The sequence below is a fragment of the Methylobacterium sp. ap11 genome, from assembly GCF_900110515.1.
GTDB classification, from domain to species: Bacteria; Pseudomonadota; Alphaproteobacteria; order Rhizobiales; family Beijerinckiaceae; genus Methylobacterium; species Methylobacterium ajmalii.
On sequence record NZ_FOEB01000005.1, the window covers coordinates 37218 to 63647 of the forward strand.

The following is a 26430-nucleotide window of genomic DNA, read 5'->3' on the forward strand; positions in this document are numbered from 1 at the left end:
GCGGCGCCCGTGGGGTGTCCTCCGGCGGCCCTGGCGACGCGCCTGCAGATCCCATATAGTGGGATCTTGTTCTTCTATTTGGGACGATACGCGCATGGCCGCGAAGCCGTCAACCGGGCCGGAGGGGCCGCCGCCGGGCAGCCAGACGCTCCTGCGCGGCCTCGCGATCCTGGAGGCGGTGGCGGGCGGCGCCCGCGATCTCGCCGGGCTCTCGGCGGCCCTCGGCACCACCCGCAGCACCACCCACCGCCTCGCCGCGGCCCTGGTCGAGCGGCGCTACCTGACCTTCGCACCGCGGGAGGGCTACGGGCTCGGCCCCAAGCTCCTCGAACTCGGCTTCCGGGCCCAGCAGGCGGCGCCGGTCACCCGGGTGGCCCGGCCCCATCTCGAGCGCCTGTCGGAGGCCTGCGGCGACACCATCCATCTCGGCGTGCTGGAGGGGGAGTGGGCGCTCTACCTCGACAAGCTGCCGGGGCGCCGCCGCATCGCGATCAGCTCGCGGATCGGCGAGCGCCAGCCGGTCTGGTCGACGGGTCTCGGCAAGGCCCTGATCCTCGATCTCGACGAGGCGCGCTGGCGGCGCTTCCACCGCCTCGGCGAGGCGCGCGGCGGCCACAGCCCGGACCTCGCGACCTGGCTCGACCGGATGCGGGTCTACGCGTCCCGGGGCATCGCCTACGACCGCGAGGAGAACGAGCCGGAGGTGCGCTGCGTCGCCGGGCCGATCCGCGACGCCAGCGGGGCGATCGTCGCGGCGTTCAGCGTCACCAGCACGGTCCAGTACATGGACGAGGCGCGGATGGAGGAGTTGGCCGGGACGGTGCGGGAGGTCGCCTCGGCGATCAGCCGGGATCTGGGCTTTGCAGGGTGAGGGGGGGTAGGGCGGCCTCGGCCCCGGGCTCGCCGGGGGACGGCGCCTCCGCCGCGCTTGCCCCCGCCCCCCGCCTCCGGCACACCGGCGGGATCGCGGGCGGGTTCGGGCTCCCATGGCACTGGTCAAGAAGGCGAAGCTCGCGGCCCGGGACGGCGCGTCCCCGGAGACGGCGGTCGCCGAGAGCCGTCCGCCCGCCCCCGGCCGGGCCCAGGCCGCCCCGAGACCACTCGAGAAGGGCGGCCGCGGGCCGGCGCGGGCGCGCCGGCAGAAGGCGGTCGAGCGCCTGGGCGCGGCCACCGAGGAACTGGCGGCCAGCACCACCGAGGCCGCGGCGGCGGCCGAGGAGCTGAGCCGGGCGATGGAGCGGATCGCCGGCGGGGCCGAGGAAGCGGCGGGCGCGGCGCAGGAATCCCTCGCCGCCGTCGCGGCGATCGTCGGGCGCCTCGGTGCCGCGCGGGAGCGGGCCGACCTGTCGCGCCGGCGCACCGGCGCGTTCCAGACGCGGCTCGCCGAGGCCGGCGCCCAGGTCACCCAGTCGGTCGCCGGCCTCGAGGCCGAGGCCGGCCGCCAGGACGCCACGGTCGGCATCGTCGGCGACCTTGACCGGGCGGCGGCGCGCATCGGCGACGTCACCGAGACGGTGGCGGGTCTTGCCGACCAGACCGGGTTGCTCGCCCTCAACGCCGCCCTGGAGGCGGGCCGGGCCGGCGAGCACGGCCGCGGCTTCGCGGTGGTGGCCGACGAGGTGCGGGCGCTCGCCGAGACCGCCGAGGCCGCCGCCGGCGAGGTGCGCGACCAGGCCGGCGCGATCCGGACCGAGATCCGCGCGCTCGGCGCGGCGATCCGGGAGGCTGCCGCCCGGGCGGTGGCCGAGGCGGCGTCCGGCGCCCGGGTCGCCCGGCGGATCGAGGCGGCGCGGGCCGATCTCGGCGGTCTCTCCGAGGGCGCCCAGGAGATCCTGGCGGCGGCGCTGCGGGCGGAGGCGACGATCCGCGAGGCGCAGGCGGGCGCCGAGCAGGTCGCCGCGGCCGCCGAGGAGCAGGCCGCCGCCACCGAGCAGGCCCAGGCCGCGGTGGCCCAGCAGACCGATGCCCTCGAGCGCGGGCGCACCACCGCCGAGGCCCTGGCCGCCCTCGCCGAGGGCCTGCGCGGCGGGACTGCCGGGCGATTGGACACGGGGGAGATCGCCGGAGCCGCCGACGGGCTCTCGGCCTCGATCGAGGAATTGTCGGGCGCTGCCGCCGAGATCCTGGCCGCCGTCGACCAGATCAGCCGGGGCCTTGCCGTGCAAAGTGCCGCCGCCCGGCAATCCTCCGCCGCCCTGACGGAGATCGAGCGTGCCGCCGCCGACGCCCGCGGCGGCGCCGACCGGGCGCTCGCCCGGGCCGCGGCGATCGCCGGCTCCCTGCAGGAGGCCCGCGGCACGGTCGACGCGCTGGCCGACGGGGTCGGCCGGGCGCTCGACGGGATGCACGCCTCCCTCTCCCGCCTCGACGCGATCGAGGCCGGGGAGCGGCGCATCGAGACCGCCGTCGAGGGCATCGCGCTCGTGGCGGTGCAGATCGGCATGCTGGCGGTGAGCGGCGCCATCGAGGCGGCCCGGGCCGGCGAGGCGGGGCACGGCTTTGCCGTGGTCTCGGCCGACATCCGGGCGCTCGCCCGCGATGCCGCCGGCGGCGCCCAGGGGATCCGCGGCACCGTGCGGGCGATCCGCGACGGCGCCGCCGCCCTGCGCCGCGCCCTTGAACGCTCGGCGGCCGCGGCCGAGGCCGAGGTGGCGAAGAACCGGGCCCTGACCGCCGGCCTCGCGGCGGTCGCTGCCGAGGTGGCGGAGCTGGAGGGGACCAACCGCGAGATCGCGACCGGCGCCGACGAGATCCTGACCGCCGCCGCCGAGATCGCGACGGGCGCCCGCCAGATCGCCCTGGCGGCCGAGGAGGCCGACCGCGCCTCCAGCGAGGCCGCCACCGCCGCCCGCCAGCAGGCCCGCGGGGCCGAGGATCTGGCGGCGGCGGTCGAGGAGATCGCCCTGCTCGCCGACGAGCTGCAGGGCACGGATGGCTGAGGCCGGTTCCGGGCGCTGGCTCGTCGTCGCCCTCGGGTCCGGCCCGGGCGGCCGTCCCGTCGCCCTGGCGGCCGCCCGGGTGCGGGCGCTGGCCCGCGTCCCCGGCCTGACCCGGGTACCGGGAGCCCCGCCCGCGCTGGCGGGCCTCGCCGGGCTCTCGGGCCGGGCGCTCCCGGTCCTCGACCTCGCCCGGCTGCTCGACCCGGAGGCGGCGCCGCCCCTCCCAACCCGGATGGTGGTGGCCGAGGCCGACGGCCCGGTCGGGCTCCTGGTCGCCGGGATCGTCGGGCTCGTGGCGGATCCGGGTCCGACCGTGCGCCCGGACCTGCCGGCGCTCGTCGCCGCCTGCCTGCCCCGGCGGGCAGCGGGAACGGCCGAGCCGGCGCCTCCGGGCGAGGCCGCGCCGCCGCCGCCGCGGGACGCTCGCGTGGCCCTCCTCGCCCTCACCGTCGCGGGGCGCCCCTATGCGCTGCCGCTCGCGGAGGTGGAGGCGGTGCTGCACCGGCCCGAGGCCGCGGCATCGCCTCCGGGCCGCGAGGGACTGTTCTGGCGCGGCCGGCCGCTGCCGCTCCTCTGCCTCGCGACCCGGCTCGGGTTCGGGGCCGCGCCCGCCTGCCGGGTCGCGGTGGTGCGCGGCGTCGGGCTCGCGGCCGGGCGGGTCGGGCCGGTCCTGCGCCTCGAACCCGGGGCGATCGATCCGGTGCCGCGGGCCCTGCGCGGCGACCCGGCGCTCGCGGGCTTCGCCCGTCCCGGGGACGGGCACACCCTCGTCGGCATCCTCTCGGCCCGGATCCTCGCCGGCGACGCGCAGGAGGCCGCCCCGGAGGCCGCCCCGGCGCCGGTCCCCGCGCGTCCGGCGGACAGGGCCGTGACCCTCGACCTCGCCGGACAGGCCTACGGCCTGCCCGCCGGGGCGGTGCTCAGCGTCGCGCCCGCCCCCGGCTTCCTGGTGCGGGTACCGCGGGCGCCCGATTTCCTCGCCGGGATGATGCCCGTCCGGGGCGGCGCGATGCCGGTGATCGACCTCGCCCGCCGCCTCGGCCTGCCGCCCGGCGGGGAGAGGCGGCGCCTGGTGGTGGTCGAGGCCGGCGGCGTGCGGGCGGGCCTCCTCGTCGACGGGGTACGGTTCGGGGTGGGCGGGCGCGCCCTCGATCCCGCCGCGCTCCTGGCGCCGGCCGGAGGCCTCGACCTATGATCCGCCTCCTCGTGGTCGACGACTCGGCGCTGGTGCGCAAGGTGCTGGGCGGCATCTTCGCCGCCGAGGGCGATTTCGAGCTGGCCTTCGCCCGCGACGGGCTGGAGGCCCTCGACCTCCTCTCCCGCTTCGCCCCCGACGTGATCACCCTCGACGTGACCATGCCGGGCCTCGACGGCCTCGCCTGCCTCGACCGGATCATGCTGGAGCGGCCCTGCCCGGTGGTGATGCTGTCCTCGCTGACCGCCGAGGGGGCGGAGGCGAGCCTGGAGGCCCTGGCCCGGGGCGCGGTCGACGTCCTGGCCAAGCCCGCCGGCGCGGTCTCGCTCGCGGTCGACCGGCTGGCGCCGGTGCTGGTCCAGAAGGTGCGCGCGGCCGCCCGGGCCCGGCCGCGCGGCCAGGGCCTCGCGGCGCGCCTGCGCGCGCGCCATGCCGGCCTCGTCGCCGCCCCGCTCCGGCGCCGGGACGCCGCGCCGGATGCGCCGCGACCGGACCCGGAAGAACCGGCGCCGGATCCGGGCCCGGGGCACGAGCCGGCCGGTCTCGTGCTGGTCGGCGCCTCGACCGGCGGTCCGCCGGCCCTCACCGCCCTTCTCGGCGCGCTGCCGGCCGGCTTCCCCTGGCCGATCGTGGTGGCCCAGCACATGCCGGCGAGCTTCACCGGGGCGCTGGCGCGGCGGCTCGACGGGCTCTCGGCCCTGGCGGTGCAGGAGGTGACCGCGCCGGTCGCCCTCGTCCCGGGCCGGGTCTATGTCGGGCGCGGCGACGCCGACGTGATCGTGGTGCGCCGGCCCGGCGGCCTGATGGCCGCCCCGGCCCCGGCCCGGGCCGACTACCCCTGGCACCCGAGCGTCGACCGGCTGGTGGAGAGCGCCCTCGACCTCGTCCCGGCCCCTCGCCTCGTCGGCGTGCTGATGACCGGCATGGGCCGCGACGGCGCCCGCACCATGGCGGCCCTGCGCGAGCGGGGCGGGCGCACCATTGCGGAGGCCGAGGCGACGGCGGTGGTCTGGGGCATGCCGGGCGAACTGGTGCGGGCCGGCGGCGCCAGCGTGGTCGCCCCGCTCGAGGCCATCGCGGCCGAGCTGACGGCGCTGGTGCCATGAGGCGCGGGGCGGCCACCGGGGAGCCCGCCCCCCTCGCGGATGCCGACCTGGCCCGGGTCTGCGAGCTGCTCTACCGCCAGACCGGCATCCTGGTGCCGGCCGACCGGCGCCCGTTCATCGAGCGCCGGGTGCGCGAGCGGATGGGCGCCACCGGGACGGACGGCGTGCCCGGCTACCTCGCGCGGCTGCGCGCCGACACGGACGGCGAGGTCCAGCTGTTCGTCAACGCCTTCACGGTCAACGAGACCTACTTCTTCCGCGAGGCCCACCAGCTGCACTGCCTCACCGCCTCGCTGATGCCGGCGGTCACCGCCGGGCGCGACCCCGGCGACCCGATCCGGATCTGGTCGATGCCTTGCGCCACCGGCGAGGAGCCGTATTCCCTGGCGATCTGGCTCCTCGAGCACTGGCCCGAGGTCGACCGCTGGGAGATCGAGATCGTCGGCTCGGACATCGACACCCGGGCGCTCGCCGCCGCCGGGGCCGGGCGCTACGGCGCCCGTGCCCTCGGCCGGCTGCCGCCGGACCTCGTCGCGCGCTACTTCACCGCCGAGGCGGGGACCGCCGTGCCGTCCTGGCGCATCCTGCCGGAGCTGCGCGACTCGGTGCGCTTCAGCCGCCGCAACCTCGTCGACGGGCCCGGCATGGCGCAGGAGGGCCGCTTCGACATCGTGTTCTGCCGCAACGTGCTGATCTACTTCGACGACGCCTCGCGGCGGCTCGCGGCGGACACCCTTTTCTCCGCCCTGCGGCCGGGCGGCTTCCTGTGCCTCGGCCACACCGAATCGATGGACCGGATCCCGTCGCGGTTCCGCACCCGCCGCTTCCCGGAGGCGATCGTCCACCAGCGTCCCGCGGATGCGCGCGAAGGGGATGCCCCGTGACCGACACGCCCCCGCCGACACCCGGCCTGCCGCCCTTGGACGATCTCGTCGCGGATTTCGTCGCCGAGGCGCGCGAGCTGATCGAGGCCGCGGCCGAGGACCTGCTCGCCCTCGACGCCGCCGCCGATCCGGCGGTGCTGAACCGGGTCTTCCGCGCCGTCCACACCCTCAAGGGCTCGGTCGCCCTGTTCGACTGGCCGGCGATGCTCGCGGTGCTGCACGCCGCCGAGGACGGCCTGTCCGCCGCCCGCGCCGGGCGCCTGCTCGCCGCCGACCTCGTCGACCCGTCCCTCGCCACCCTGGACGCCGCCGGGCGCTGGACCGAGGCGATCGCCGCGACGGGCCGCCTCCCGGACGGCGCCGGGGCGGAGGCCGAGCGGATCCTCGCCCGCTACCGCGCCCTGCTGGGGCCGGGCGAGGATGGGGCCGGGTCCGCAACGCCCGCGCCGCCGGGGCCCGTGCCCCGCTGGGCGTCCGATCTCCTTGCCGAATCGGGCCCCCATCCGGACGGTCCGCTGACGGCCCTGCTCTACGTCCCGCGGGCCGATTGCTTCTTTGCCGGCGACGACCCCCTGGCCCTGGTGCGCCGGCTGCCCGGCCTCGTCGCCCTGCGCCTCCACCCCGCCGCCCCCTGGCCGCCGGTCGAGACCCTCGACGTCTTCGCCTGCAACCTCGCGGTGACGCTGCTGACCACCGACGCGCCGGCGGAGGTCGACGCGGTCTTCCGCCTGGTGCGCGACCAGATCACGACGGCGACGTTCGTCCCGACCCCGGCCTCCGACGCCGCGGACGGAGCCGGGCCGACCCGGGACGCCGCCACCGATCCGGGTCCCGATCCGGCCCGGGGTGCCGACACGGACCCGCGGTCCGACGCGGACCAACGGTCCGACGCGGACCAACGGTCCGACAGGACCTTGCGGGTCGACGCGGCGCGGGTCGACGCCCTCGTGGCGCTCGCCGACGATCTCGCGGCGGCCCGCGCCGCCCTCGGCGAGGTCGTCGCCCGGGCGGTCGCGGGCACCGACCTCGCCGACCTCGTCCCGGCCCTGCGGGCGGGCGACGAGCGGATCGGCCGGCTCTCCGCCGAGCTGCACCGCGAGGCCCTGGGCCTGCGGCTCCAGCCGCTGGCCCGGATCTTCCGCCGCTTTCCCCGCGCCCTGCGCGACGTCGCCCGCCAGCTCGGCAAGCAGGCGACGCTCACCCTCGACGGCGAGGCGACCGAGCTCGACCGGGACGTCGCCGAGGGGCTGTTCGAGCCGCTGCTCCACCTCGTGCGCAACGCCGTCGACCACGGGATCGAGCCGCCGGAGGCGCGGCGCCTCGCCGGCAAGCCCGAGGCGGGCCGGATCGCGCTGCGGGCCGAGGCCCGGGCCGACCGGGTGGTGGTCTCGGTCGAGGACGACGGCCGCGGCCTCGACCCGGCCTTCCTCCGCCGCCGCGCCGCCGAGCGCGGGCTGCTGGCGCCCGACGCCCTCGCCGCCCTCGACGAGGCGGGGGCGATCGACCTGATCTTCGCCCCCGGCTTCTCGACCGCGGCCGAGGTCGGCACCGTTTCCGGCCGCGGCGTCGGCATGGATGCGGTGCGGGCCGCCGCGACCCGGCTCGGCGGGACCTGCACGGTCGAGAGCCGGGCCGGCCGGGGCACGACGGTGCGCCTCGTGCTGCCCCGGACCCGGACCCTCGCCCGGCTGCTCCTCGTCGGCATCGGGCCGGAGCGCTACGGCCTGCCGATGGAGGCGGTGGTCGAGCTCGCCCGGGTCCCGCGCGAGCGGATCCAGTCCCTCGGCGCCGGCGCCGCGACGGTCCTGCGCGGGCGCACGGTGCCGGTCCTGGCGCTCTCCGCCCTCCTCGGCCTGCCGCGGGAGGATCTGCCGCCAAACGACTTGCCGCGAAAGGACCTGCCGCGAAAGGACTTGCCGGAGGAGGTTCGGCTGGCGGTCCTGCGCGTCGGCGGCGGTGACTGGGTCGCCGTCGAAGTGGACCGGTTCGCCGGCCGCCTCGACGGGCTGGTGCGGCCGCTGCCGGCGCTCGCCGCGCTGCCCGGACTCGCCGGCACGGTGCTGACCGGCGACGGCGCGGTGCTGCTGGTGCTCGATGCCGAGACCCTGGTGGGCGGCCCGGACGGGGAGGGGCGGGCGTGAGCGTGCGGCGCGACGGCGAGCTGATCCGGCTCGAAGGGGCCTGCCCGGTCGAGGAGGCCGAGACCCTGGCCGCCCTGCTGCTGGCCGAGCCGGGCCTCGGCGTCGAGTGGAGCGCCTGCACGGGGCTGCACACCGCGCTGGTCCAGGTGCTGCTGCGGCTGCGCCCGCCGCTCCACGGCACCTGCGGCGATCCTTTCGCGGCGCGCTGGCTGGCGCCGGTGCTCGCCGCGCCCCGCGCTCCGCCGGAGCCCGGTTGATCCGGGTCGAGCTTTCCCGACCTCGACCTCCGTCGAGGCCGGCCGATCGGATGTTATGTGGCGATCTCGTCTGAAGGCGTCGAGGTGGAATTCTATTAAATCCTGTTCGACTGGTCGACATACTCTATCCCGCCAGCAACCTCATCCTGAGGTGCGAACGCAGCGAGCCTCGAAGGAGGGCTCCAGAAGTCTCCGAGATCACTGGAGCCCTCCTTCGAGGCTCGCTGCGTTCGCACCTAAGGATGAGGTAAAGGGCAGGATGGAAAATATCCTCGCGATCGTGTCGTCGCAAATTAAAAATTAATTTATAATAATGATATTGATGTTGTAATGATAACCAATTTAATCACTATTGTTTATTTGCATGAGAACGGTCAGATTATCGACAAAGGCAATAATATCATCTTCAAAAGTGCGCTTTATCGACAATAAGTTGTCGGTAATGGGCGCGCGCGGGATGAGGTCGAATGGGGGACGAAACCTTCGTATCGTCGCGAGCAGGTTCCGGAAGACGCATGCCGCAGCGGCGCCGCGCCGCGCCCGCGGCGCTTCCACCGCCGAAAAAACCCCGCGCGAGAAAACCCTACGCAGGGATGCCTGTTTTCCGCTATGCCGGCCCGGAGCATACGGCCCCGTCCATCGCCCTCCCCACGCGCCTTTCCCGCGGGGCAGGCGTTTCCCTCCCGGTGCAAACGACCTAGATGCCCTCCATGACGCAGCCTCCGTCGCCGCACACCGTGACCGTCCTCGTCGTGGACGACAGCAAGCTCGCCCGGGCGGTGGCCGTGCGGCTCCTGCGGCAGCTCAAGCCGGATTGGGCGGTGCGCGAGGCGGCGAATGCCGAGGAGGCCGCGGCGATCGCCGCCGCCGAGCCGGTCGACGTCGCGCTCCTCGACTTCAACATGCCGGGCAAGGACGGGCTCGCCCTCGCGGCGGAGCTGCGGGCCGAGAGACCCGGCATGCCGATCGCCGTGATCTCGGCCAACATCCAGGACGAGGTGATCGCCCGCGCCCGGAGCGTCGACGCGACCTTCATGCCCAAGCCCCTGACCGGCGAGGCGCTGGCGGGCTTCCTGTCGGGTGCGTCCCTGCGCCTGCGCCGGGGCGCCCCGTGACCGTCCCGGATCCCGGCGCGGCGCCCCCTCCCGCCATCGGCCTGACCGAGCTGCAGCAGGACGCCTTCACCGAGCTCGTCAACATCGGCGTCAGCCGCGCCGCCGCTAGCCTGCGCACGATGATCGGCACCCAGGTGCTGCTCTCGGTGCCCTCGGTCGAGATCGTCTCGCGCGCCGCCGCCGCCCGGCTGATCGGCGAGCGCGAGGCGGCGCCCCTCGTGGTGGTGCACCAGGATTTCGAGGGCGCCTTCGCGGGCCGCGCCCTGCTGATCTTCCCGCAGGAGAACGGCCGCGAGCTGGTGCGGGCGGTCGCCGGCGGGGACCTGTCGCCCGAGGAGGTCGCGGCGTTGGAGGACGAGGCGCTGGCCGAGACCGGCAACATCATCCTCAACGGGTGCCTCGCCACCATGGCGAACATGCTCCAGCGCACGCTCACCATGTCGCTGCCGGGCATCGCGCGCGGCGACGGCCCGCGGATCTTCGGGGCGGAGGCGGGCGCGCGGACGGCCGCGGACGCCCTGGTGCTCTTTCTCTACATCGACTTCTCGGTGAGCGAGCGCGACATCCGCGGCTACCTGGCGATGCTGATGGACCTGCCGTCGATCGAGAACCTGCGCGGGCTGGTGGACGAGTTCATCGCCCGCGCGCTCGGCGACCTGGACGCCTGATGACGCTCCCCCCTCAGGCCGGCGGGCTGCCCGCATGAGCGCCCCGGACGGCACCGATCCCGGCCGCGCCGAGGCGCTCGCCGCCGCGATCGCGGCGGCGCGGCAGCGGGCCGGGCCGTTCCTCGCCGCTTTCGAGCAGTCGCGCCAGCCGATGCTCGTCACCGACCCGCGCCTGCCCGACAACCCGATCGTCTACGCCAACCCGGCCTTCCTGACGCTCGCCGGCTACTCCGCCGAGGAGGTGGTGGGCAGCAACTGCCGGTTCCTGCAGGGGGCCGAGACCGATCCGGGCGCGGTGGCGGCGATCCGCGAGGGGCTGCGCGAGGAGCGCGTGACCCGGGTCACGCTCCTGAACTACCGCCGCGACGGCAGCCGGTTCTGGAACCAGCTGCTGATCTGCCCGATCCGCGACGAGGCGGGCCGCCTCGTCAACTACTTCGCCTCGCAGGTGGACATGTCGCATGTCCACGAGGCCGAGGCCGGACGCACGCGGCTCGCCGACATCGAGCGGCGCCTCTCCGAGGCGCAGCGCCAGCTCTCGCTCACCCTGTCGTCGGCCGGCATCGCCGGCACCTGGGACTGGGACATCCCGGAGAAGCGCCTGCACGTCGACGGGCGCTTCGCGGCGCTGACCGGGCTCGCGCCGCCCGCGCGCCCCGGCACGGTGCCGCTCAGCCCCGGCCCGCTGCCGTCGAGCGCCTTCTTCGCCGGCATCCACCCCCTCGACCGGTTGCGGGTGCGGCTCGCGGTGAGCGGCATCCTCGGCGGCGCGGAGGTGTTCGACAAGGAGTACCGGCTGCTCGGGCCGGACGGTGCGGTGCGCTGGGTCCATGCCCGCGGCCGCTGCCATTTCGGCGTCGACGGGCGGCCGGCCCGCTTCACCGGCGTGCTGGTCGAAGTCACCGACCAGAAGCGGGTCGAGGAGCGGCTGCGCATCGCGCAGTCGGCGGGGCGCGTCGGCGCCTTCGAGCACGTCCCGGGCTTCGCCACCGTGGCGGCCTCGCCGCAATTCTGCAGCTTGCTCGGCCTGGTGCCGGCCCGCACCGTCGCGGCGAGCGCCGTCAACGCCCTGGTGGTCGAGGGCGACCCGCCGCTGATGGCGCCCGACCAGCGCCAGGAGGGCGAGTTGCCGCCGATCGAGACGCGGGTGCGGCTGTCTGACACCGGCGAGGTGCGCTGGCTGGTGCGCCGGGGCGAGGCGATCCGCGACACCGAGACCTCGGGCCTGCGCCATGTCGGGGTGATCTACGACGTCACGGAATCGAAGCGGGCCGAGGTGGACCTGCGCGAGCTCAACGACACCCTGGAGGCGCGGGTGCGCGAGGCGGTGGCCGAGCGCGAGCGGGCCGAGGAGCAGCTGCGCCAGTCGCAGAAGATGGAGGCGGTGGGCCAGCTGACCGGCGGCATCGCCCACGACTTCAACAACCTGCTCACCGGCATCGTCGGCTCGCTCGACCTGATGCAGACCCGCATCAACGAGGGCCGGACCGAGAACCTGACCCGGTACGCCGGCCTCGCGATGGCCTCGGCCCAGCGCGCCGCGGCGCTGACCCACCGGCTGCTCGCCTTCTCGCGCCGCCAGCCGCTCGAATCGAGGCCCGTCGACGCCAACCGCCTGGTGAGCTCGATGGACGAATTGATGCGCCGGACGCTAGGCGAGCGGGTCCAGCTCGAGGTGGTGGTGGCCGGCGGCCTGTGGCTGACGCTGTGCGACCCCAACCAGCTCGAGAACGCGATCCTCAACCTCGCCATCAACGCCCGCGACGCGATGCCGGAGGGCGGGCGGCTCACCATCGAGACCGCCAATTCCCACCTCGACGACGCCTACGCCGCCCGGGAGATCGGGGTGCGGGCGGGCCAGTACGTCTGCGTCAGCGTGACCGATACCGGCACCGGCATGCCGCCCGACGTGATCGCCCGGGCCTTCGACCCGTTCTTCACCACCAAGCCCCTGGGGCAGGGCACGGGCCTCGGCCTGTCGATGATCTACGGCTTCGCCAAGCAGTCCGAGGGCAACGTCAAGATCTACTCGGAGGCCGGGCAGGGCACGACGGTCAAGCTCTACCTGCCGCGCTACCACGGCGAGGTCGAGGCCGCCGCGGAGGTGCGGGGCGAGGCGCCGCGGGCCGAGCGCGGCGAGACGGTGCTGGTGGTCGAGGACGATTCGACCGTGCGGTCCCTGGTGATCGAGGTGCTGCACGAGCTCGGCTACCGCACCCTGGAGGCCGGCGACGGCACGGCGGGCCTGCGCCACCTGCAATCGGACGCGCATATCGACCTGCTCGTCACCGATGTCGGCCTGCCGGGCCTCAACGGCCGCCAACTCGCCGACCAGGCCCGGCTGGTGCGCCCGGCCCTCAAGGTGCTGTTCATGACCGGCTACGCCGAGAACGCGACCTTCGGCAACGGCCATCTCGGCCCCGGCATGCAGATGATCACCAAGCCATTCCCGGTCGAGGGGCTGGCGACCAAGATCCGGTCGATCATCGAGGGGTGACGGGGCGCCGGGCGCATGAGCCGTGCCCGCAGGGGACGGGGTACACCCCGTCCTCCGCTCAGCCCGGCCAGGCGAAGGTCGCGAAGCCCGGTTTCTCGACCGTCACCGCCCGCCCGCCCGCCAGGACGGTCTCGCCCGCCGCCAGCGCCTCGCCGAGCCGGTCGATGCGCAGTATCGCCAGCCCGCGCGCGCCGGCGCCGCCGCCGGTCTGGCCGAGGCTGCGCTCGCCGGCGCTCACGGCCGCGCCGGCCGGGGCCGCCTCGCCGTCAGGATAGACGACCGGCACGATGCGGGTGCGGGCGGTGCCGCGGTGCTGCATGCGCGACACCACCTCCTGGCCGACGTAGCATCCTTTCCTGAAGTCGACGCCGCCGAGCTGGTCCATCAGCGCCTCGTGCGGAAAGGCGTCGCCGAACGGGAAGTCGGTTCCGGCCTCGGGCACGCCGAGGCCGATGCGGTGGGCGGCGTAGGCCGAAGCGTCCGCGTCGGCGGCCGGGGCGTCACCCTCCGGGACGTAGAGGCGCCAGCCGAGTTCGGCGAGGCGGCCGTCGCGCAGGGCCGGGGAGGGGGCCGGCCCGTCCCAGCCCGCCGCCACCGCGAGCGGCCGCGCCGCCACGGTCACCTGGGCCCGCAGCTTGTAGAGGGTCAGGCGCTTGAGGAGGTCGGGCGCCTTCTCGCGGGCGACGTCGAGGTGGAAGCCGTCGGGCGCGCGGCTCGCCAGGAAGTCGAACAGGATCTTGCCCTGGGGGCTGAGCAGCGCGCCGAGACGCGCCTCGCCCTCGGGCAGGGTCTCGACGTTGCAGGTCAGGAGACCCTGGAGGAAGCTCGACGCGTCGGCGCCGGTGACCGCCACGACGGCACGGTCGGGCAGGAGGGCAAGCGGCATCGGGGGTCCTTTGCTTGAACCGCGGGCAGGGCTGACATAAGCCGCCTGCGCCCGGCCCTCAATCGCGGCACGGGGGCGAACGAGGAATGCGACCGATGAGCCAGAGCTTCGACCTCCTCCTGCGCGGCGGCACCGTGGTCAACCACGACGGCGAGGGACTGGCCGATATCGGCGTCACGGCCGGGCGCGTCGCCGCCATCGGCGACCTGTCGCAGGCTTCGGCCGGCCGCACCCTCGATTGTCGCGGCCTGCACCTCCTGCCCGGCGTGATCGACAGCCAGGTGCATTTCCGCGAGCCGGGCCTCGACCACAAGGAGGACCTGGAGACGGGGTCGCGCGCCGCCGTGATGGGCGGCGTGACCACGGTGTTCGAGATGCCCAACACCGTGCCGCAGACGACCGATCCGGACGCCCTCGACGACAAGCTGAAGCGCGCCCATCACCGGATGCATTGCGACTTCGCGTTCTGGGTCGGCGGCACGCACGAGAACGCGCGCGACGTCGCCGAGCTGGAGCGCCTGCCGGGCGCGGCCGGCATCAAGGTGTTCATCGGCTCCTCCACCGGCTCGCTCCTCGTCGAGGACGATGCCGGCATCACCGAGATCCTCAAGCGCACCCGCCGCCGCTCGGCTTTCCACGCCGAGGACGAGGCGATGCTGCGCGACCGCAAGGGCCTGCGGGTGCCGGGCGATCCCTCGTCCCACCCGGTCTGGCGCTCGCCGGAAGCCGCGCTGAAGGCCACCGAGCGGCTGGTGCGCATCGCCCGCGAGACGGGGGCCCGCATCCACATCCTGCACATCTCCACCAAGGAGGAGATGCGCTACCTCAGCCAGCACAAGGACGTCGCGACCTGCGAGCTGACGCCCCACCACCTGACGCTCGACGGGACTGAGGCCTATGCCCGCCTCGGCACGCTGGTGCAGATGAACCCGCCGGTGCGGGGCGCCGACCACCGCGACGGGCTGTGGTGGGGCCTGTCGCAGGGCGTGGCCGACGTGCTCGGCTCCGACCACGCGCCGCACACGCTGGAGGAGAAGCGGAAGACCTATCCGGAGTCGCCGTCGGGCATGACCGGCGTGCAGACCCTGGTGCCGGTGATGCTCGACCACGTCGCCGCCGGCCGGCTCTCGCTGCAGCGCTTCGTCGACCTCACCAGCGCCGGCCCGAAGCGGATCTTCGGCATCGCCCGCAAGGGGCGCCTCGCAGTGGGCTACGACGCCGACGTGACGGTGGTGGATCTCAAGCGCCGCGAGACCATCACCAACGCCTGGATCGCCTCCAAATGCGGCTGGACGCCCCATGACGGGCGCGAGGTCACCGGCTGGCCGGTCGGCACCGTGGTGCGCGGCCAGGCGGTGATGTGGGAGGGCAGCCTCACCGAGCCGTCGCGGGGCGAGGCTGTGCGGTTCGAGGAGGGGTTTCCGGCGAGAGGGTGAAGCAAGCACGGCCCTGCGCGTGAACCCTCCCCCCTCTGCGGGGGAGGGTGGACCCTGCGTCAGCAGGGGCCGGGCCGGGACAAAGTCCCGCAAGAGGGTCAGCGCGACGCTGATCCAGGCAGAGCCGTTCAGAACGGTTCAGCCTTGTCCGAGACCGTGGTTCCCCTCTCCCGGTCTGCTCCGCAGGCCACCCTCCCCCGCAGAGGGGGGAGGGTTTGGCGCGCGCAACCGCGGACTCCTCACATCTCCATTCCACCCATCACCCTTGGCGTCGGCGCACTTCTCGTATAGGAGCGCCCGGAATTGGAGGTCCGGACGCGTCCGCGTGCCGGCCGTTGCCACGTTGGCGGCCCGAACAGGGCCGGCCCGGAAGCCCGATGCAGACCGTTCTGATCGTCGTCCACCTGATCATCGTCCTCGCCCTGATCGGCGTGGTGCTGCTGCAGCGCTCCGAGGGCGGCCTCGGCCTCGGCGGCGGGGGCGGCACGCAGGGCTTCATGACCGGCCGCGGCCAGGCCAACGCGCTGACCCGCGCCACCGCGATCCTGGCGGCCCTGTTCTTCACCACCAGCATGATCCTGGCGATCATGTCGCACCGGGGTGCGGGCCCGCGCTCGATCTTCGAGGGCGCGAGCACCAAGGCCCCGGCGGGCCAGACCGGCGCCCCGCCGGCCGGCAACGTCCTCGACCAGCTGCGCCAGCAGCAGGGCGACGCGCCCGCGACCCAGACCCCGGCGGCGCCCGCCGCTCCGGCCGCCCCCGCGGCGCCCCAGTCCCGCTAGGACGCTGCGCGAGCGACGGCGGCGCCTGCGCGCCGCCGCTCCGGTTCTGAAAAATCCTGTGCATCCGGCCGGCCCTGCCGCCCGGACATGACCCCGTTGAGCTGGCGGCGTTTGGCAACCCGGCCACGCCTGTGTATGGAGCAAGTCCCATGACGCGGTATGTTTTCATCACCGGCGGCGTGGTCTCCTCGCTCGGCAAGGGTCTCGCTTCCGCCGCCCTCGCGGCCCTGCTCCAGGCTCGCGGCTACAAGGTCCGCCTGCGCAAGCTGGACCCCTACCTCAACGTCGATCCGGGCACGATGAGCCCGACGCAGCACGGCGAGGTCTTCGTCACCGACGACGGCGCCGAGACCGATCTCGATCTCGGCCATTACGAGCGCTTCACCGGCGTGCCGGCGACGCGGGCCGACAACATCACGACCGGCCGGATCTACCTCGACATCATCACCAAGGAGCGCCGGGGCGACTATCTCGGCGCCACCATCCAGGTGATCCCGCACGTCACCAACGCCATCAAGGAATTCGTCCTCGACGGCAACGACGCCTACGACTTCGTGCTGGTCGAGATCGGCGGCACCGTCGGCGACATCGAGGGCCTGCCGTTCTTCGAGGCGATCCGCCAGCTCGGCCAGGAGCTGCCCCGCGGCACCTGCGCCTACGTCCACCTGACGCTGCTGCCCTACATCCCGTCGGCGGGCGAGCTGAAGACCAAGCCGACCCAGCACTCGGTGGCGGAGCTGCGCTCGATCGGCATCCAGCCCGACATCCTGCTCTGCCGCTGCGACCGCGCGATCCCCCGCGAGGAGCGCCGCAAGCTGGCGCAGTTCTGCAACGTGCGCGAATCGGCAGTGATCGAGGCGCGCGACGTCGGCACGATCTACGAGGTGCCGCTCTCCTACAAGGAGGAGGGGCTGGACCGCGAGGTGCTGGCGCATTTCGGCCTCGAGACCGGCCCCGAGCCGAAGCTCGACCGCTGGCGCGACATCGTCGGCCGGATCAAGAGCCCGGAGGGCGAGGTCTCGATCGCCATCGTCGGCAAGTACACGGGCCTCAAGGACGCCTACAAGTCGCTGATCGAGGCGCTGAGCCACGGCGGCATCGCCAACCGGGTCAAGGTCAACCTGGAGTGGATCGAGGCCGAAGTGTTCGAGCGCGAGGATCCGGCGCCGTTCCTGGAGGGCCTCAACGGCATCCTGGTGCCGGGCGGCTTCGGCCAGCGCGGCGCGGAAGGGAAGATCCGCGCCGCCCGCTACGCCCGCGAGCGCAAGATCCCGTATTTCGGGATCTGCTTCGGCATGCAGATGGCGGTGGTCGAGGCGGCCCGCTCGCTCGCCGGCATCGCCGATGCCAACTCGACCGAGTTCGGCCCGACGCCGGAGCCGGTGGTCGGCCTCCTGACCGAGTGGATGCGCGGCAACGAGCTCGAGCGCCGCCTCGCCGAGGGTGACCTCGGCGGCACGATGCGGCTGGGCTCCTACACCGCGGCCCTGGAGCCGGACTCGCAGATCGCCAAGATCTACGGCGGCACCCGCATCGCCGAGCGCCACCGCCACCGCTACGAGGTCAACATGGCCTATCGCGAGCGGCTGGAGGCCAAGGGGATGCGCTTCGCCGGCCTGTCGCCGGATGGCTTGCTCCCCGAGACCGTCGAGGTGGTGGGCCACCCGTGGTTCATCGGCGTGCAGTTCCACCCGGAGCTGAAGTCGCGCCCGTTCGAGCCGCACCCGCTGTTCCAGAGCTTCGTCGCCGCGGCGATCGAGCAGAGCCGCCTGGTCTGATACACCGATGCCCGGACGGGTTCCGTCCGGGCCAAGCGGGGCCGGCCGGAGAGACCAGGACCACCATGCGTTGACCGGCGGGCATCGCGCCCGCATCGCCGCGCCGATCGACCGCGACAGCGATACCAGCCCACGGTATAGGTGCCCGATGAGTCGAGCGTCCGGCCCGAGGCCGGACCCGGCGTGGAGCCCGACAGGCGCGAAGACCCGACGGGCATGGGTGAGGTATCGGTGATGCGTGACATTCCCCTGGCGGCGATCCGGGCCCGCGCCTACGACATCTGGGAGCGCAACCACCGCCCCGCCGGATTCGAGATCCAGTTCTGGCTGCTCGCCGAGCGCGAGCTGCGGGCCGAGATGGAGAACCGGCGCGACGCCGAGGCGCTGGAGCCCCGGATGATGCAGGGGCGGACGGCGTCCGCGGAGGTCGATTTCGTGCAGGTCAAGTCCGGGCAGTCCCAGATGGCCCAAGCCTCGGGCGGCGGCCGCACCGAGACGGTCGAGGGCTGAGCGCCCGCCTCGGTCAGCGCGCCGCCATGCGGGCGCCCGCCCGCAGGAAGCGCTGGGGATCGACCGGCTCGCCGTCGATGCGGGTCTCGTAGTGCAGGTGCGTCCCGGTCGAGCGGCCGGTGGAGCCGACCCGGCCGACGGTCTGGCCCGCCGCCACCGCCTGGCCGGGCACCACCGTGATCGCCGAGAGATGCGCGTAGCGGGTCGCGAGGCCGTGGCCGTGATCGACCTCGACCATGTTGCCGTAGCCGCCGGAATAATCCGCCATCGTCACCGTCCCGGCCGCGGTCACCCGCGCGGGAGCGCCGTATTCCGAGCGCAGGTCGATGCCGGTATGGAGGGCGAGGCCGCGGGTGAACGGGTCGGACCGGTAGCCGAAGGTGCTCGACAGTCCACCATCGACCGCGACCGGCCGGCGCAGGGGTAGCGAGTCGACGATGCGCCGCAAGGCGTCGCGCTCGCCGAGGTCGCGCTGCGCCTGCAGCACCGCGGTCTCGAACGGCCCCGATCCGGCCGGCACCAGCGGACCGCCGATCCCGCCGCCGCGACGGTCGGCGAAGCGAGCCGCATCGAGCCCGGTCTCCGCCATCACTCCGCGCAGGCGCGCCGCCTCGCCGCGGCTGCGGGCCGCGAGGCGCCCCACCACCAGGCTCTGGCGCGCCTCGAACCCGTCGAGGGCGTGCCCGAGCATCGCCATCCGGGCGCTCACGCCGGGAGAGGGAGATGGAGAGGGAGCGGGGAGGGGCGCGCCCGTCTCCGCCTCGGTGCGCAGGCCGAGCGATTCCGGCGTCGGGGCCGGCGCGGGCGCCCGGGCGGGCAACGGGCGGGCAGGGGCTAAGGAGGATTGCACCCCGTCCTCGTCCATCGCCATGCCGGCGCCGCCGGCCTGCTCGGCGAGGCCCATCAGCATCGCCTGGCGGCTCTCCAGCGCCACCTGCCGGCCGGCAAGGTCGGCAAGCCGGGTCTCGACCCCGTCCTGTTCGAGGAGCTTCTGCGTCGCCACCCGGTCGAGCCGGGCCCGCAGGGCGCTGACCCGCTCCTCGTAGGCGTATTGCATCGTGGCCTGGCGCTCCATGAACCGGGCCAGGGCCTCGTCGCGGAACACGATGAACCAGGTCGCCGCGCTCGCCCACAGGGCCAGCGTCCCGAAGGCCAGGGCCGCGACCACAAGGGTCCGGCGCCGCACCACCCAGACCCGCTCCGGCCCAGGGGAGGGGAGCGAGGATGGCGGGCGGGTGGAAGCCGGGAGATCGGGGCGGGAGGAGAGCATCGGCACGGTCCGGTAACCTGAGCCGAACCGTCGCGGGTTAAGGTTAAGGATGTCTCAAGTCTCGGAGACGGTTCGCGTCCCGCGCCGGTATCACGGTGCCCCAGAGGCAGTGGCAGTGGCAGAGGCGGCCGGGTCGTCCGGCCGCCCCGCGCTGGCGCGGGCGTCGTGCCCTCAGAGCGTCTTGGCCGCCGCCAGCACCGCGTCGGCGTGGCCCGGCACCTTCACCTTCGGCCAGACCTGCGCGATGGTGCCGTCGCGGCCGATCAGCACCGTCGTGCGCTCGACACCCATGTACTTGCGGCCGTACATGCTCTTCTCGACCCAGACGCCGTAGGCCTCGAGCATCGTCTTGGTCTCGTCGGAGGCGAGCGGGAAGCCGAGGCCGTACTTCTCGCGGAACTTGTCGTGGCTCTTCATCGGGTCGGGCGAGACGCCGATCACCACCGTGTCGGCCGCCGCGAAGGCGTCGGCGAGGGCGTTGAAGGCCTGGGCCTCCAGGGTGCAGCCGCTGGTGTCGTCCTTGGGGTAGAAATACAGCACCGCCTTGCGGCCCTTCAGGCCGGTGAGGCTCAGGGTCTCGCCGCCGGTCGCCGGCAGGGAGAAGTCGGGGGCGGGGTCGCCCGGGTTCAACGCCATCGTGCCTTCCTTTCGGCCGATTGATGGTGTGCCTCTGGGTGAGGCGATCGGGGCGCGGCGGCGGCGGGGTCCGGCCCGGCGCGCCGTCCGAGGCTTTAGCGGCGGGACGTTACCCTCCGGTCACCGGATCGGGCAATCATTGGCGGTGGGCCTCGGGCGCCCGGAGCGCGGGCTCCGGCCCAAGGGTCCCTCAAACGGCGGCGCCCGCGGGCGCCCGGAGTGGCGGCGCACGCGTGACGACAGGTCGAGCGACACCAGGAGACGCCACGCCCCAGGGGGAGAATGCGGTCGGGCCGGCCTGCGCCGTGCCGGCCAAGCTGCGCCGCTCGTTCCTGCGGACCTGCATCCGCGGCGTGCTGTTCCTGAAGCTCGCGGCCGTTCTCCTCCTCCTGACGGGGATCGGCCTCGCCTATCTGCGCCTCGCCAGCGGGCCGATGAGCTTCGCCTGGCTCGAGCCCCGGGTGGCGGCGGGCATCGCCGAGCGCCTCGGCCCGGGCTGGACCGCGAGCCTGCACGACAGCGCCATCGAAATCGACCGCGACGGCGCGCTGGCGCTGCGCACCACCGGCCTCGACATCCGCAACCCAGAGGGCGACCTCGTGGTGCGGGCGCCGCTCGCGGTCGTCGCCATCGACCTGTGGTCGCTGTTCGGCCTCTCGGTCCAGGCCCGCTCGGTCGAGTTCCGCGACCTGCAATTGCGCGCGCTCCTCCACCACGACGGCTCGATCGCCTTCGCGGCCTCCAACGACCCGGCCGAGGCCAAGCCCCACACGCCCCCCGCGGTGGTGGCCGCCCGCGGCACCGTCTCGCCGGTCTCCGCCACGGTGGCGTCGATCCTGAGCGTGGTGCTCGACCCGTCCGGGGTCATCGGCAGCCTCGACCGGGCCCGCCTGACCAATGCCCGCCTGACGCTGCTCGACGAATCCGGCGCCGAGCGGGTGGTGTTTCCGCGGGTCGACGGCCTGTTCAGCCGCGACGCGACCCGGCCGGCCCGGGTGTTCGAGATGCGCATCGTCGGCCCGCACGGGGCCTGGCGCTTCGGCGGCGACGTCGAGGAGGCGCCCGACGGCGGCCGCCACGGCGTCCTCACCCTCGACGACCTGCCCGCGCCCGACCTGCTGCTGCTGTCGGGCCAGTCGCGCCTGCCGCTCACCACCGACCTGAAGCTCTCCGGCCGCGCCCAGGTGGCGATGCACGGCGCGCGACTCGACGGCATGACCTTCCGGCTCGCCACCAGCGAGGGCAGCCTGCTGATCGAGGAGAAGGACTTCAACCCGGTGACGATCGAGGCGGTGACGGTCGACGGCGCCTGGGACGAGGCCCGCCGGACGCTGGCGATCGAATCCCTCGACTATCGCGGCGGCGGCAACCGGGTGCGGCTCGCCGGGACCTGGGCGGCGCCCCCCGACGGCGGCCCCGCCTGGACCGCCGCACTCTCGGGCACCGACGCGGTGCTGCGCGGCGCCGCCCCGGGCGACGCCCCGGTCAAGATCGCCAAGGTCGATGCTCGCCTCACCGGCCGCGACGGCGGCGTGCAGATCGACGGGCTGACGCTCACCGGCGAGAGCGTGCGCGGCACGGTCAGCGGCACGCTCGGCACCAAGGCCGACGACGGCGGCCTCACCCTTCGCATCACCGCCGAGCGCACCGACGGCCGCGCCGCCCTGCGGCTGTGGCCCGAGAACGTCGCGCCGCCGATCCGCGCCTACCTCGTCGACAACCTGCGCACCGGGCGGCTCGACAGCCTCGACGTCGTGGTCGACATGAGCATGGCCGAGTTCGCCGCCGCCACCCGCGGCGAGCCGATGCCCGACCAGGCGGTGCGGATCGCCTTCGCGGTGAGCGAGGGCGGCCTGACGATCTCGTCCGAGGCGCCTCCGCTCTCCCGCGCCCGGGTGTCCGGGCTCGTCACCGGGCGCAACACCACGATCCGCGGTGCCACCGCCGAGATCCGGATGCCGGACGGGCGCGCGCTCACCCTCCAGGACGGCTCCTTCGTCATCAAGGACGCGGTGCCCCACGACGTCTCGGCCCAGATCGGGCTGCGCCTGACCGGCGGGGCCGACGCGCTCGCCTCGCTCCTGCAGACCAAGCTCTTCCGCTCGCTCGCCGGCGCCGAGGTCGATCCCGCGTCCTTGCGCGGCCAGGCCGACCTGCGCATCGACTTCCCGCTCTCCCTCGAGGCGGTGCCCGACATCGCCGACCTGCCGGTGACCCTGAGCGGCAGCCTCACCGACATCGTCGCCGACCGCATCGTCGGCAAGGAGCGGCTCGAGAACGGCCGCTTCACGCTCGCCTACGACCGCAACGGCTTCAGCTTGAAGGGCGACGGGCGCCTCGCCGGGGCGCCGCTCACCGTCGACCTGCACCAGGCCAAAGCCGGCGCCCCCGGCGAGGCGGTGGTGACGCTCGCCCTCGACGACGCGGCCCGCGCCCGCAAGGGCCTGCCGACGGCGCCCCAGCTCGCCGGACCGATCAATGCCCGCGTCGTCGTGCCGTTCGGCCGTCCGGGCAAGAATCCGGTCCGGATCGAAGCCGATCTCGCCCGGGCGAGCGTCGACGGGCTCCTGCCGGGCTGGACCAAGGCCGCCGGCCGGCCCGGCCGCCTGACCCTCGCCCTCACCGAGACCCCGCAGGGCAGCGAGTTGCGCGACATCGTGCTCGAATCCGGCCAGGTCCAGCTGCGCGGCAGCGCCTTCCTCAACGGCGAGGGCGGGTTCGAGCGGGCCGACCTCACGAGCCTCAAGCTCTCGCCGGGCGACGACATCCGCGCCCAGGTCGAGCGCAGCGGCAACGGCTACCGGATCACCGCCAAGGGCGGCGTCGCCGATGCCCGGCCGTTCCTGCGCGCCATGACGGCGCCGCCGCGCAAGGGCGGGCGGGACGCCAATTCCCGCGACGTCGAGGCCGACCTCAGCTTCGCGATCCTCACCGGATTCAACGACGAGGCCCTGACCAACGCGAGCCTGAAGCTGTCGCTGCGCGGCGACGACCTGCGCCAGGCGCGGATCCAGGGTCGCCTGCGCTCGGCCGGGGTGAGCCTCGAGGTGGCGAAGGCCGACCGCTCCGGCCCGCCGGTCCTCAACGCCGAGACCAGCGACGCCGGCGCGGCGCTGCGCTTCCTCGACATCTACAAGCGCATGCAGGGCGGCTTCCTGTCGCTGCAGATGGGCCTGAACGACGGGCCGCAATCGGGCCTCGTCCAGATCCGCTCCTTCGCCCTGCGCAACGAGCCGGCGCTCGGCCGGATCATGGCCCAGGGCGAGGAGGGCGCCGACCGGCGCAGCGACGCCAACGACGTCGGCTTCGACCGCCTGCGCGCCGCCTTCCAGCGCAACGGCACCCGCGTCGCCTTCGCGGAGGCCGCGATCTCCGGCCCGGCGATGGGCTTCACCCTCGGCGGCTGGATCGACACCGCCAAGGACCGCACCGACATCGCCGGCACCTTCGTGCCGCTCTACGGCCTCAACAACGTGGTGTCCCAGGTGCCGATCTTCGGCCCGATCCTCGGCGGCGGCCACAACGAGGGCCTGTTCGCGATCAACTTCCGGGTCGCCGGCGCGATGAGCGCCCCCAACATCAGCGTCAACCCGCTCTCGGCGATCGCCCCGGGCTTCCTGCGCAAGCTCTTCGGCGCCGGCGGCGGCGACCCGACCGCCGCCCAGGCCCCCCGCTAGAGCGTCGCCATTTCGGGGTGGACAGCGCCGGGGCGAGCCCGTATGACGGACCCCGCTGCGGGCGTAGTTCAGTGGTAGAACGTCAGCTTCCCAAGCTGAATGTCGTCGGTTCGATCCCGATCGCCCGCTCCAATCCTCTCAAGCACTTAGCCGGGGATTGTGGTACGCCAGAAACCGAGCGTACCACCAGCGTACCACCATCAGACTAGATTAACGGGCCTAGCGGCGCGCCGATTCGAGGGCGATCTTCGCCTCGACCCGTGCGGGCGCAGGCGAGAGCCGAGGCCCCTAGCGAACGCCGCGAGGCTTGTCGGGACCGCCTACGCCCACGGGCTAGGGCACCCGGTATAAGGCACGGGCCGCAAGATCGTCGACCACCAGCGTTAGGGTCCCCGGCAGCCGCCTAGTCCGGCCAGGTCACCTCAAGGGCGGAAGCGCCGCGGCGGCGCCTGGGGACGTTCGCAAGCCCCTTTGACGGTCCCGGCGCGAGATGACACGGTACCGGCATGACCGGCCCCCTCTACCCCTCGCACGACGGCCCCGGCGCCGGGCGCGTCGTGGAGGTCACCGTCCGCGTCATGGTCGGCGCGGACCGGAGCACGGTCGTCGTCCGCCGCGGCGGCGAGCCCGCCATCCTGCACGAGGTCCGCCCGCACGGGGCGGAGGCAGACGGCATCGGCGCCGCCGTCGAGGCCGCCGTGCTAGACGGCGTTAAGCTTTCTAAGTAGTGAACACGGTTTTTTCAACATTGCGTCGCATTTTAATAAATCGATTCAGGTAAATATGATTCGCGCCAGAGCATGATGACGCCATCGAAAGTTGGGGAATACACCATGCGCATTTTTTAGAAGAACGCCATCAGCGCCGACAAGCTCGGCGCTGAGCTCGAAGAGGCTCGGCGCTTCTAGGAGCAGTGCCTCGCCAGCGGCGTGAACCCCAGCACTTGGATGGAGAACGCTTTCGAGGGAGCCGACTTCGCGTTCGGCTACTGGCCGGATGACACCGGCATCGAGCGGGCCATTCTGAAAGGAGATAATCTCCTGAAGGAAATTGGAGAAGGGAAGGAGGTCGCGCAGTTTCGCGTTCTGCGTGTTCTCTGCCGTGAGCAGGCGGAGGCGGAAGCCATGTCCCAGTTGTGGGGCGACGACCGTCCCAAGGCGGCCCAAGCGGCGCTGGCCTTCCCCGCCCTCCGCTCGGCATCCCGCCGGGCGTAGGGGTCGCTCACCACAGCGGCATCGCGGGGCAGCCTCTCCTGGCTGTGGGGCGCCTCGCGCAACGCGTGGGCGAGCCGCGGGCTAAGGGGATGACCGGCCGGAGCGGCGGCCTCACAATTCCCCTCCGTCCTGCCCAGCGAACCCCCTGACATTTAGGCGGACGTGGGTAATGCCAGTTTACGCCCACGCCACGTACACCCCGATCTAAGGATAGCTGCTCTCCCGAGAGGCTCTCAATCCTAACTTAAAGGGGGGATCTTGCGACATCGCTCGGGAGTTTGCCGCGTGCTGTGTTGACCCGTGCTTTTGACCCCTTTCGGACCTTCCACCCTGACTGTTCGGATGTCCGCTTAGAAAGCAAAAGCGGACCTGAAGCGGCGGCCATGACATGATCATGTCGTGGCCCATTAAGCGGTCCGTCGTAAGCGTCGTTCGAGTCATCCTAGGCTGCCGGCAAACCGCTCGGCCAGACGCTCCGCCTTGAAGGCCTCGCCCACCCAATCGACGAAGGCTCGCGTCTTCGCAGGCAGGTGGGCGCGCGAGGCGAAGTAGAGGGAGATCGCGCCGGCATCGGCGTACCAGCGCGGCAACAGGCGCACGAGGTCGCCCCGATCCAGGTCGGACCGCACGTCGGGCACCGCTACGAGCGCGACGCCCAGGCCCAGCAGCGCCGCCTCGCGCATCGCGCTGGGATCGTTGACGACGACGCTTTCCCGCTGCCCGGCCACCATCTCGCTGCCGGCGACGTCGCGCATGGTCCAGTGCCGGATGCGGCCGGTCTGTAGCGACCGCATAACGATGCCGTCGAAGGCTTGGAGCCCTGCCGGATCGGCGGGCGGCACCCGACCTCGCATGTAAGCCGGCGACGCCACCGCGATGATGTGGGCGGGAGCCAAGGTGCGTACCACGATGCCGGGGGACAGCGCGAAGCCGCCACCGATGGCGGCGTCGTACCCTTCGGCGACGAGATCGACCTGGCGGTTCTCGAAGTGCCATTCCGGCCGGACGCGCGGATGGCGGGCCAGGAAGCCCGGTAGGAGTGGCAGGACGTGGCTCATCCCGAAAGTTGGCGGCAGGCTGACCTTGAGCGTGCCGACCGGTTCGCCGCCGTCCGCGGAGACGCCGGCAATCGCGGCTTGCAGCCCTTCCAAGTTCCCCGCGACCGCCTGGCGGAAGCCCTCCCCGGCCTCGGTCAGGGTGAGCTTGCGGGTCGAGCGGTGGAACAGCCGCACGCCAAGGTTGCGCTCCAGCATGGCCACGTTGCGGCTGACCGCGGCCGGCGTCAGCGACAGCCGCCGGGCGGCCTCGGAGAAGCTGCCGCATTCGGCGCTGCGCACGAAGGCTTCGAGGTTGGCCAAGGTCTCCATGTCACCACCTTCAACGATCCGTTGAAGGCATAACAAGCCATTCGCGGCTAAAACAGGAGGAGTGCTCGGGCC

21 protein-coding genes and 1 tRNA gene are annotated in these 26430 nt (G+C 73.6%); 18 read left to right on the forward strand and 4 right to left on the reverse strand.

The annotated features are described in order from the left end of the window. Positions 1-94 precede the first annotated feature (94 nt). From BMX97_RS08560 to BMX97_RS08605, 10 genes are all read left to right on the forward strand, one after another. The gene (locus tag BMX97_RS08560) at positions 95-871 is read left to right on the forward strand and encodes an IclR family transcriptional regulator (protein ID WP_091748096.1); all 777 of its coding nucleotides are present in this window, start codon (positions 95-97) and stop codon (positions 869-871) included. Between the two features lie 115 nt (positions 872-986). Beyond that, the gene (locus BMX97_RS08565) at positions 987-2939 is read left to right on the forward strand and encodes a methyl-accepting chemotaxis protein (protein ID WP_091748099.1); all 1953 of its coding nucleotides are present in this window, start codon (positions 987-989) and stop codon (positions 2937-2939) included. After that, entirely contained in the window at positions 2932-4134 is a 1203-nt protein-coding gene (locus tag BMX97_RS08570; RefSeq protein ID WP_091748102.1) for a chemotaxis protein CheW, read from the forward strand. The genes BMX97_RS08565 and BMX97_RS08570 overlap by 8 nt, the downstream gene beginning before the upstream one ends. Then, positions 4131-5240 carry a chemotaxis-specific protein-glutamate methyltransferase CheB gene (gene cheB / locus BMX97_RS08575; RefSeq protein WP_091748105.1) on the forward strand — a complete coding sequence of 370 codons (1110 nt, stop codon included), beginning with the start codon at positions 4131-4133 and terminating at the stop codon, positions 5238-5240. The genes BMX97_RS08570 and cheB overlap by 4 nt, the downstream gene beginning before the upstream one ends. Continuing rightward, a complete protein-coding gene (locus BMX97_RS08580) occupies positions 5237-6124 on the forward strand; it encodes a CheR family methyltransferase (RefSeq protein ID WP_091748108.1) in 888 nt (295 codons plus the stop codon). Before cheB ends, BMX97_RS08580 begins: the two co-directional genes overlap by 4 nt. After that, a complete protein-coding gene (locus BMX97_RS08585) occupies positions 6121-8265 on the forward strand; it encodes a chemotaxis protein CheA (RefSeq protein ID WP_244538345.1) in 2145 nt (714 codons plus the stop codon). The genes BMX97_RS08580 and BMX97_RS08585 overlap by 4 nt, the downstream gene beginning before the upstream one ends. Further along, positions 8262-8522 carry a hypothetical protein gene (locus BMX97_RS08590; RefSeq protein ID WP_091748111.1) on the forward strand — a complete coding sequence of 87 codons (261 nt, stop codon included), beginning with the start codon at positions 8262-8264 and terminating at the stop codon, positions 8520-8522. Before BMX97_RS08585 ends, BMX97_RS08590 begins: the two co-directional genes overlap by 4 nt. A 710-nt stretch (positions 8523-9232) precedes the next feature. Further along, positions 9233-9637, forward strand: a complete 405-nt coding sequence (locus tag BMX97_RS08595; RefSeq protein ID WP_091748113.1) for a response regulator — start codon at positions 9233-9235, stop codon at positions 9635-9637. After that, on the forward strand, positions 9634-10305 hold the full coding sequence (locus BMX97_RS08600; RefSeq protein ID WP_244538346.1) for a chemotaxis protein CheX: 672 nt from the start codon (positions 9634-9636) through the stop codon (positions 10303-10305). The genes BMX97_RS08595 and BMX97_RS08600 overlap by 4 nt, the downstream gene beginning before the upstream one ends. A 34-nt stretch (positions 10306-10339) precedes the next feature. Further along, positions 10340-12802, forward strand: a complete 2463-nt coding sequence (locus tag BMX97_RS08605; protein ID WP_091748116.1) for a PAS domain S-box protein — start codon at positions 10340-10342, stop codon at positions 12800-12802. Between the two features lie 58 nt (positions 12803-12860). Here the strand turns inward: BMX97_RS08605 and BMX97_RS08610 are convergent, their stop codons facing one another. Then, positions 12861-13688: a CAF17-like 4Fe-4S cluster assembly/insertion protein YgfZ gene (locus BMX97_RS08610; RefSeq protein WP_091748119.1), complete on the reverse strand. Its 828-nt coding sequence runs from the start codon at positions 13686-13688 to the stop codon at positions 12861-12863. A 95-nt stretch (positions 13689-13783) separates the two neighbouring features. Here BMX97_RS08610 and BMX97_RS08615 point away from each other — a divergent pair, with 95 nt between their 5' ends. The 4 genes from BMX97_RS08615 (at position 13784) to BMX97_RS34330 (ending at position 18194) form a co-directional block, all read left to right on the forward strand. Further along, positions 13784-15124, forward strand: coding sequence for a dihydroorotase (locus BMX97_RS08615; protein ID WP_091748122.1), 1341 nt, complete (start codon positions 13784-13786; stop codon positions 15122-15124). Positions 15125-15501: 377 nt separating this feature from the next. Beyond that, complete coding sequence (secG, locus tag BMX97_RS08620; RefSeq protein ID WP_091748125.1) at positions 15502-15906, forward strand: preprotein translocase subunit SecG; 405 nt, start codon at positions 15502-15504, stop codon at positions 15904-15906. A gap of 149 nt (positions 15907-16055) precedes the next feature. After that, entirely contained in the window at positions 16056-17684 is a 1629-nt protein-coding gene (locus tag BMX97_RS08625; protein ID WP_091748128.1) for a CTP synthase, read from the forward strand. 234 nt (positions 17685-17918) lie between these two features. Next, positions 17919-18194 (forward strand): DUF2934 domain-containing protein, encoded by a 276-nt coding sequence (locus BMX97_RS34330; RefSeq protein WP_091748971.1) that lies wholly within the window; start codon positions 17919-17921, stop codon positions 18192-18194. Between the two features lie 13 nt (positions 18195-18207). Here the strand turns inward: BMX97_RS34330 and BMX97_RS34160 are convergent, their stop codons facing one another. Both BMX97_RS34160 and BMX97_RS08640 read right to left on the reverse strand, forming a co-directional pair. Then, complete coding sequence (locus BMX97_RS34160; protein WP_091748131.1) at positions 18208-19464, reverse strand: M23 family metallopeptidase; 1257 nt, start codon at positions 19462-19464, stop codon at positions 18208-18210. 171 nt (positions 19465-19635) lie between these two features. After that, a complete protein-coding gene (locus tag BMX97_RS08640; protein ID WP_091748134.1) occupies positions 19636-20100 on the reverse strand; it encodes a peroxiredoxin in 465 nt (154 codons plus the stop codon). A 353-nt stretch (positions 20101-20453) separates the two neighbouring features. On the opposite strand from BMX97_RS08640, the gene BMX97_RS08645 reads away from it, so the two are divergent. From BMX97_RS08645 to BMX97_RS08660, 4 genes are all read left to right on the forward strand, one after another. Beyond that, on the forward strand, positions 20454-23777 hold the full coding sequence (locus BMX97_RS08645) for a YhdP family protein (protein ID WP_091748974.1): 3324 nt from the start codon (positions 20454-20456) through the stop codon (positions 23775-23777). 57 nt (positions 23778-23834) lie between these two features. Further along, positions 23835-23909, forward strand: a tRNA-Gly gene (locus BMX97_RS08650). A gap of 374 nt (positions 23910-24283) precedes the next feature. Next, positions 24284-24505, forward strand: coding sequence for a hypothetical protein (locus BMX97_RS08655; protein WP_091748137.1), 222 nt, complete (start codon positions 24284-24286; stop codon positions 24503-24505). Between the two features lie 219 nt (positions 24506-24724). Then, entirely contained in the window at positions 24725-24991 is a 267-nt protein-coding gene (locus BMX97_RS08660) for a hypothetical protein (protein ID WP_143074584.1), read from the forward strand. Positions 24992-25428: 437 nt separating this feature from the next. On the opposite strand, the gene BMX97_RS08665 is transcribed toward BMX97_RS08660, so the two are convergent. Next, positions 25429-26358, reverse strand: a complete 930-nt coding sequence (locus BMX97_RS08665; RefSeq protein ID WP_091748142.1) for a LysR family transcriptional regulator — start codon at positions 26356-26358, stop codon at positions 25429-25431. Between the last annotated feature and the right edge of the window lie 72 nt (positions 26359-26430).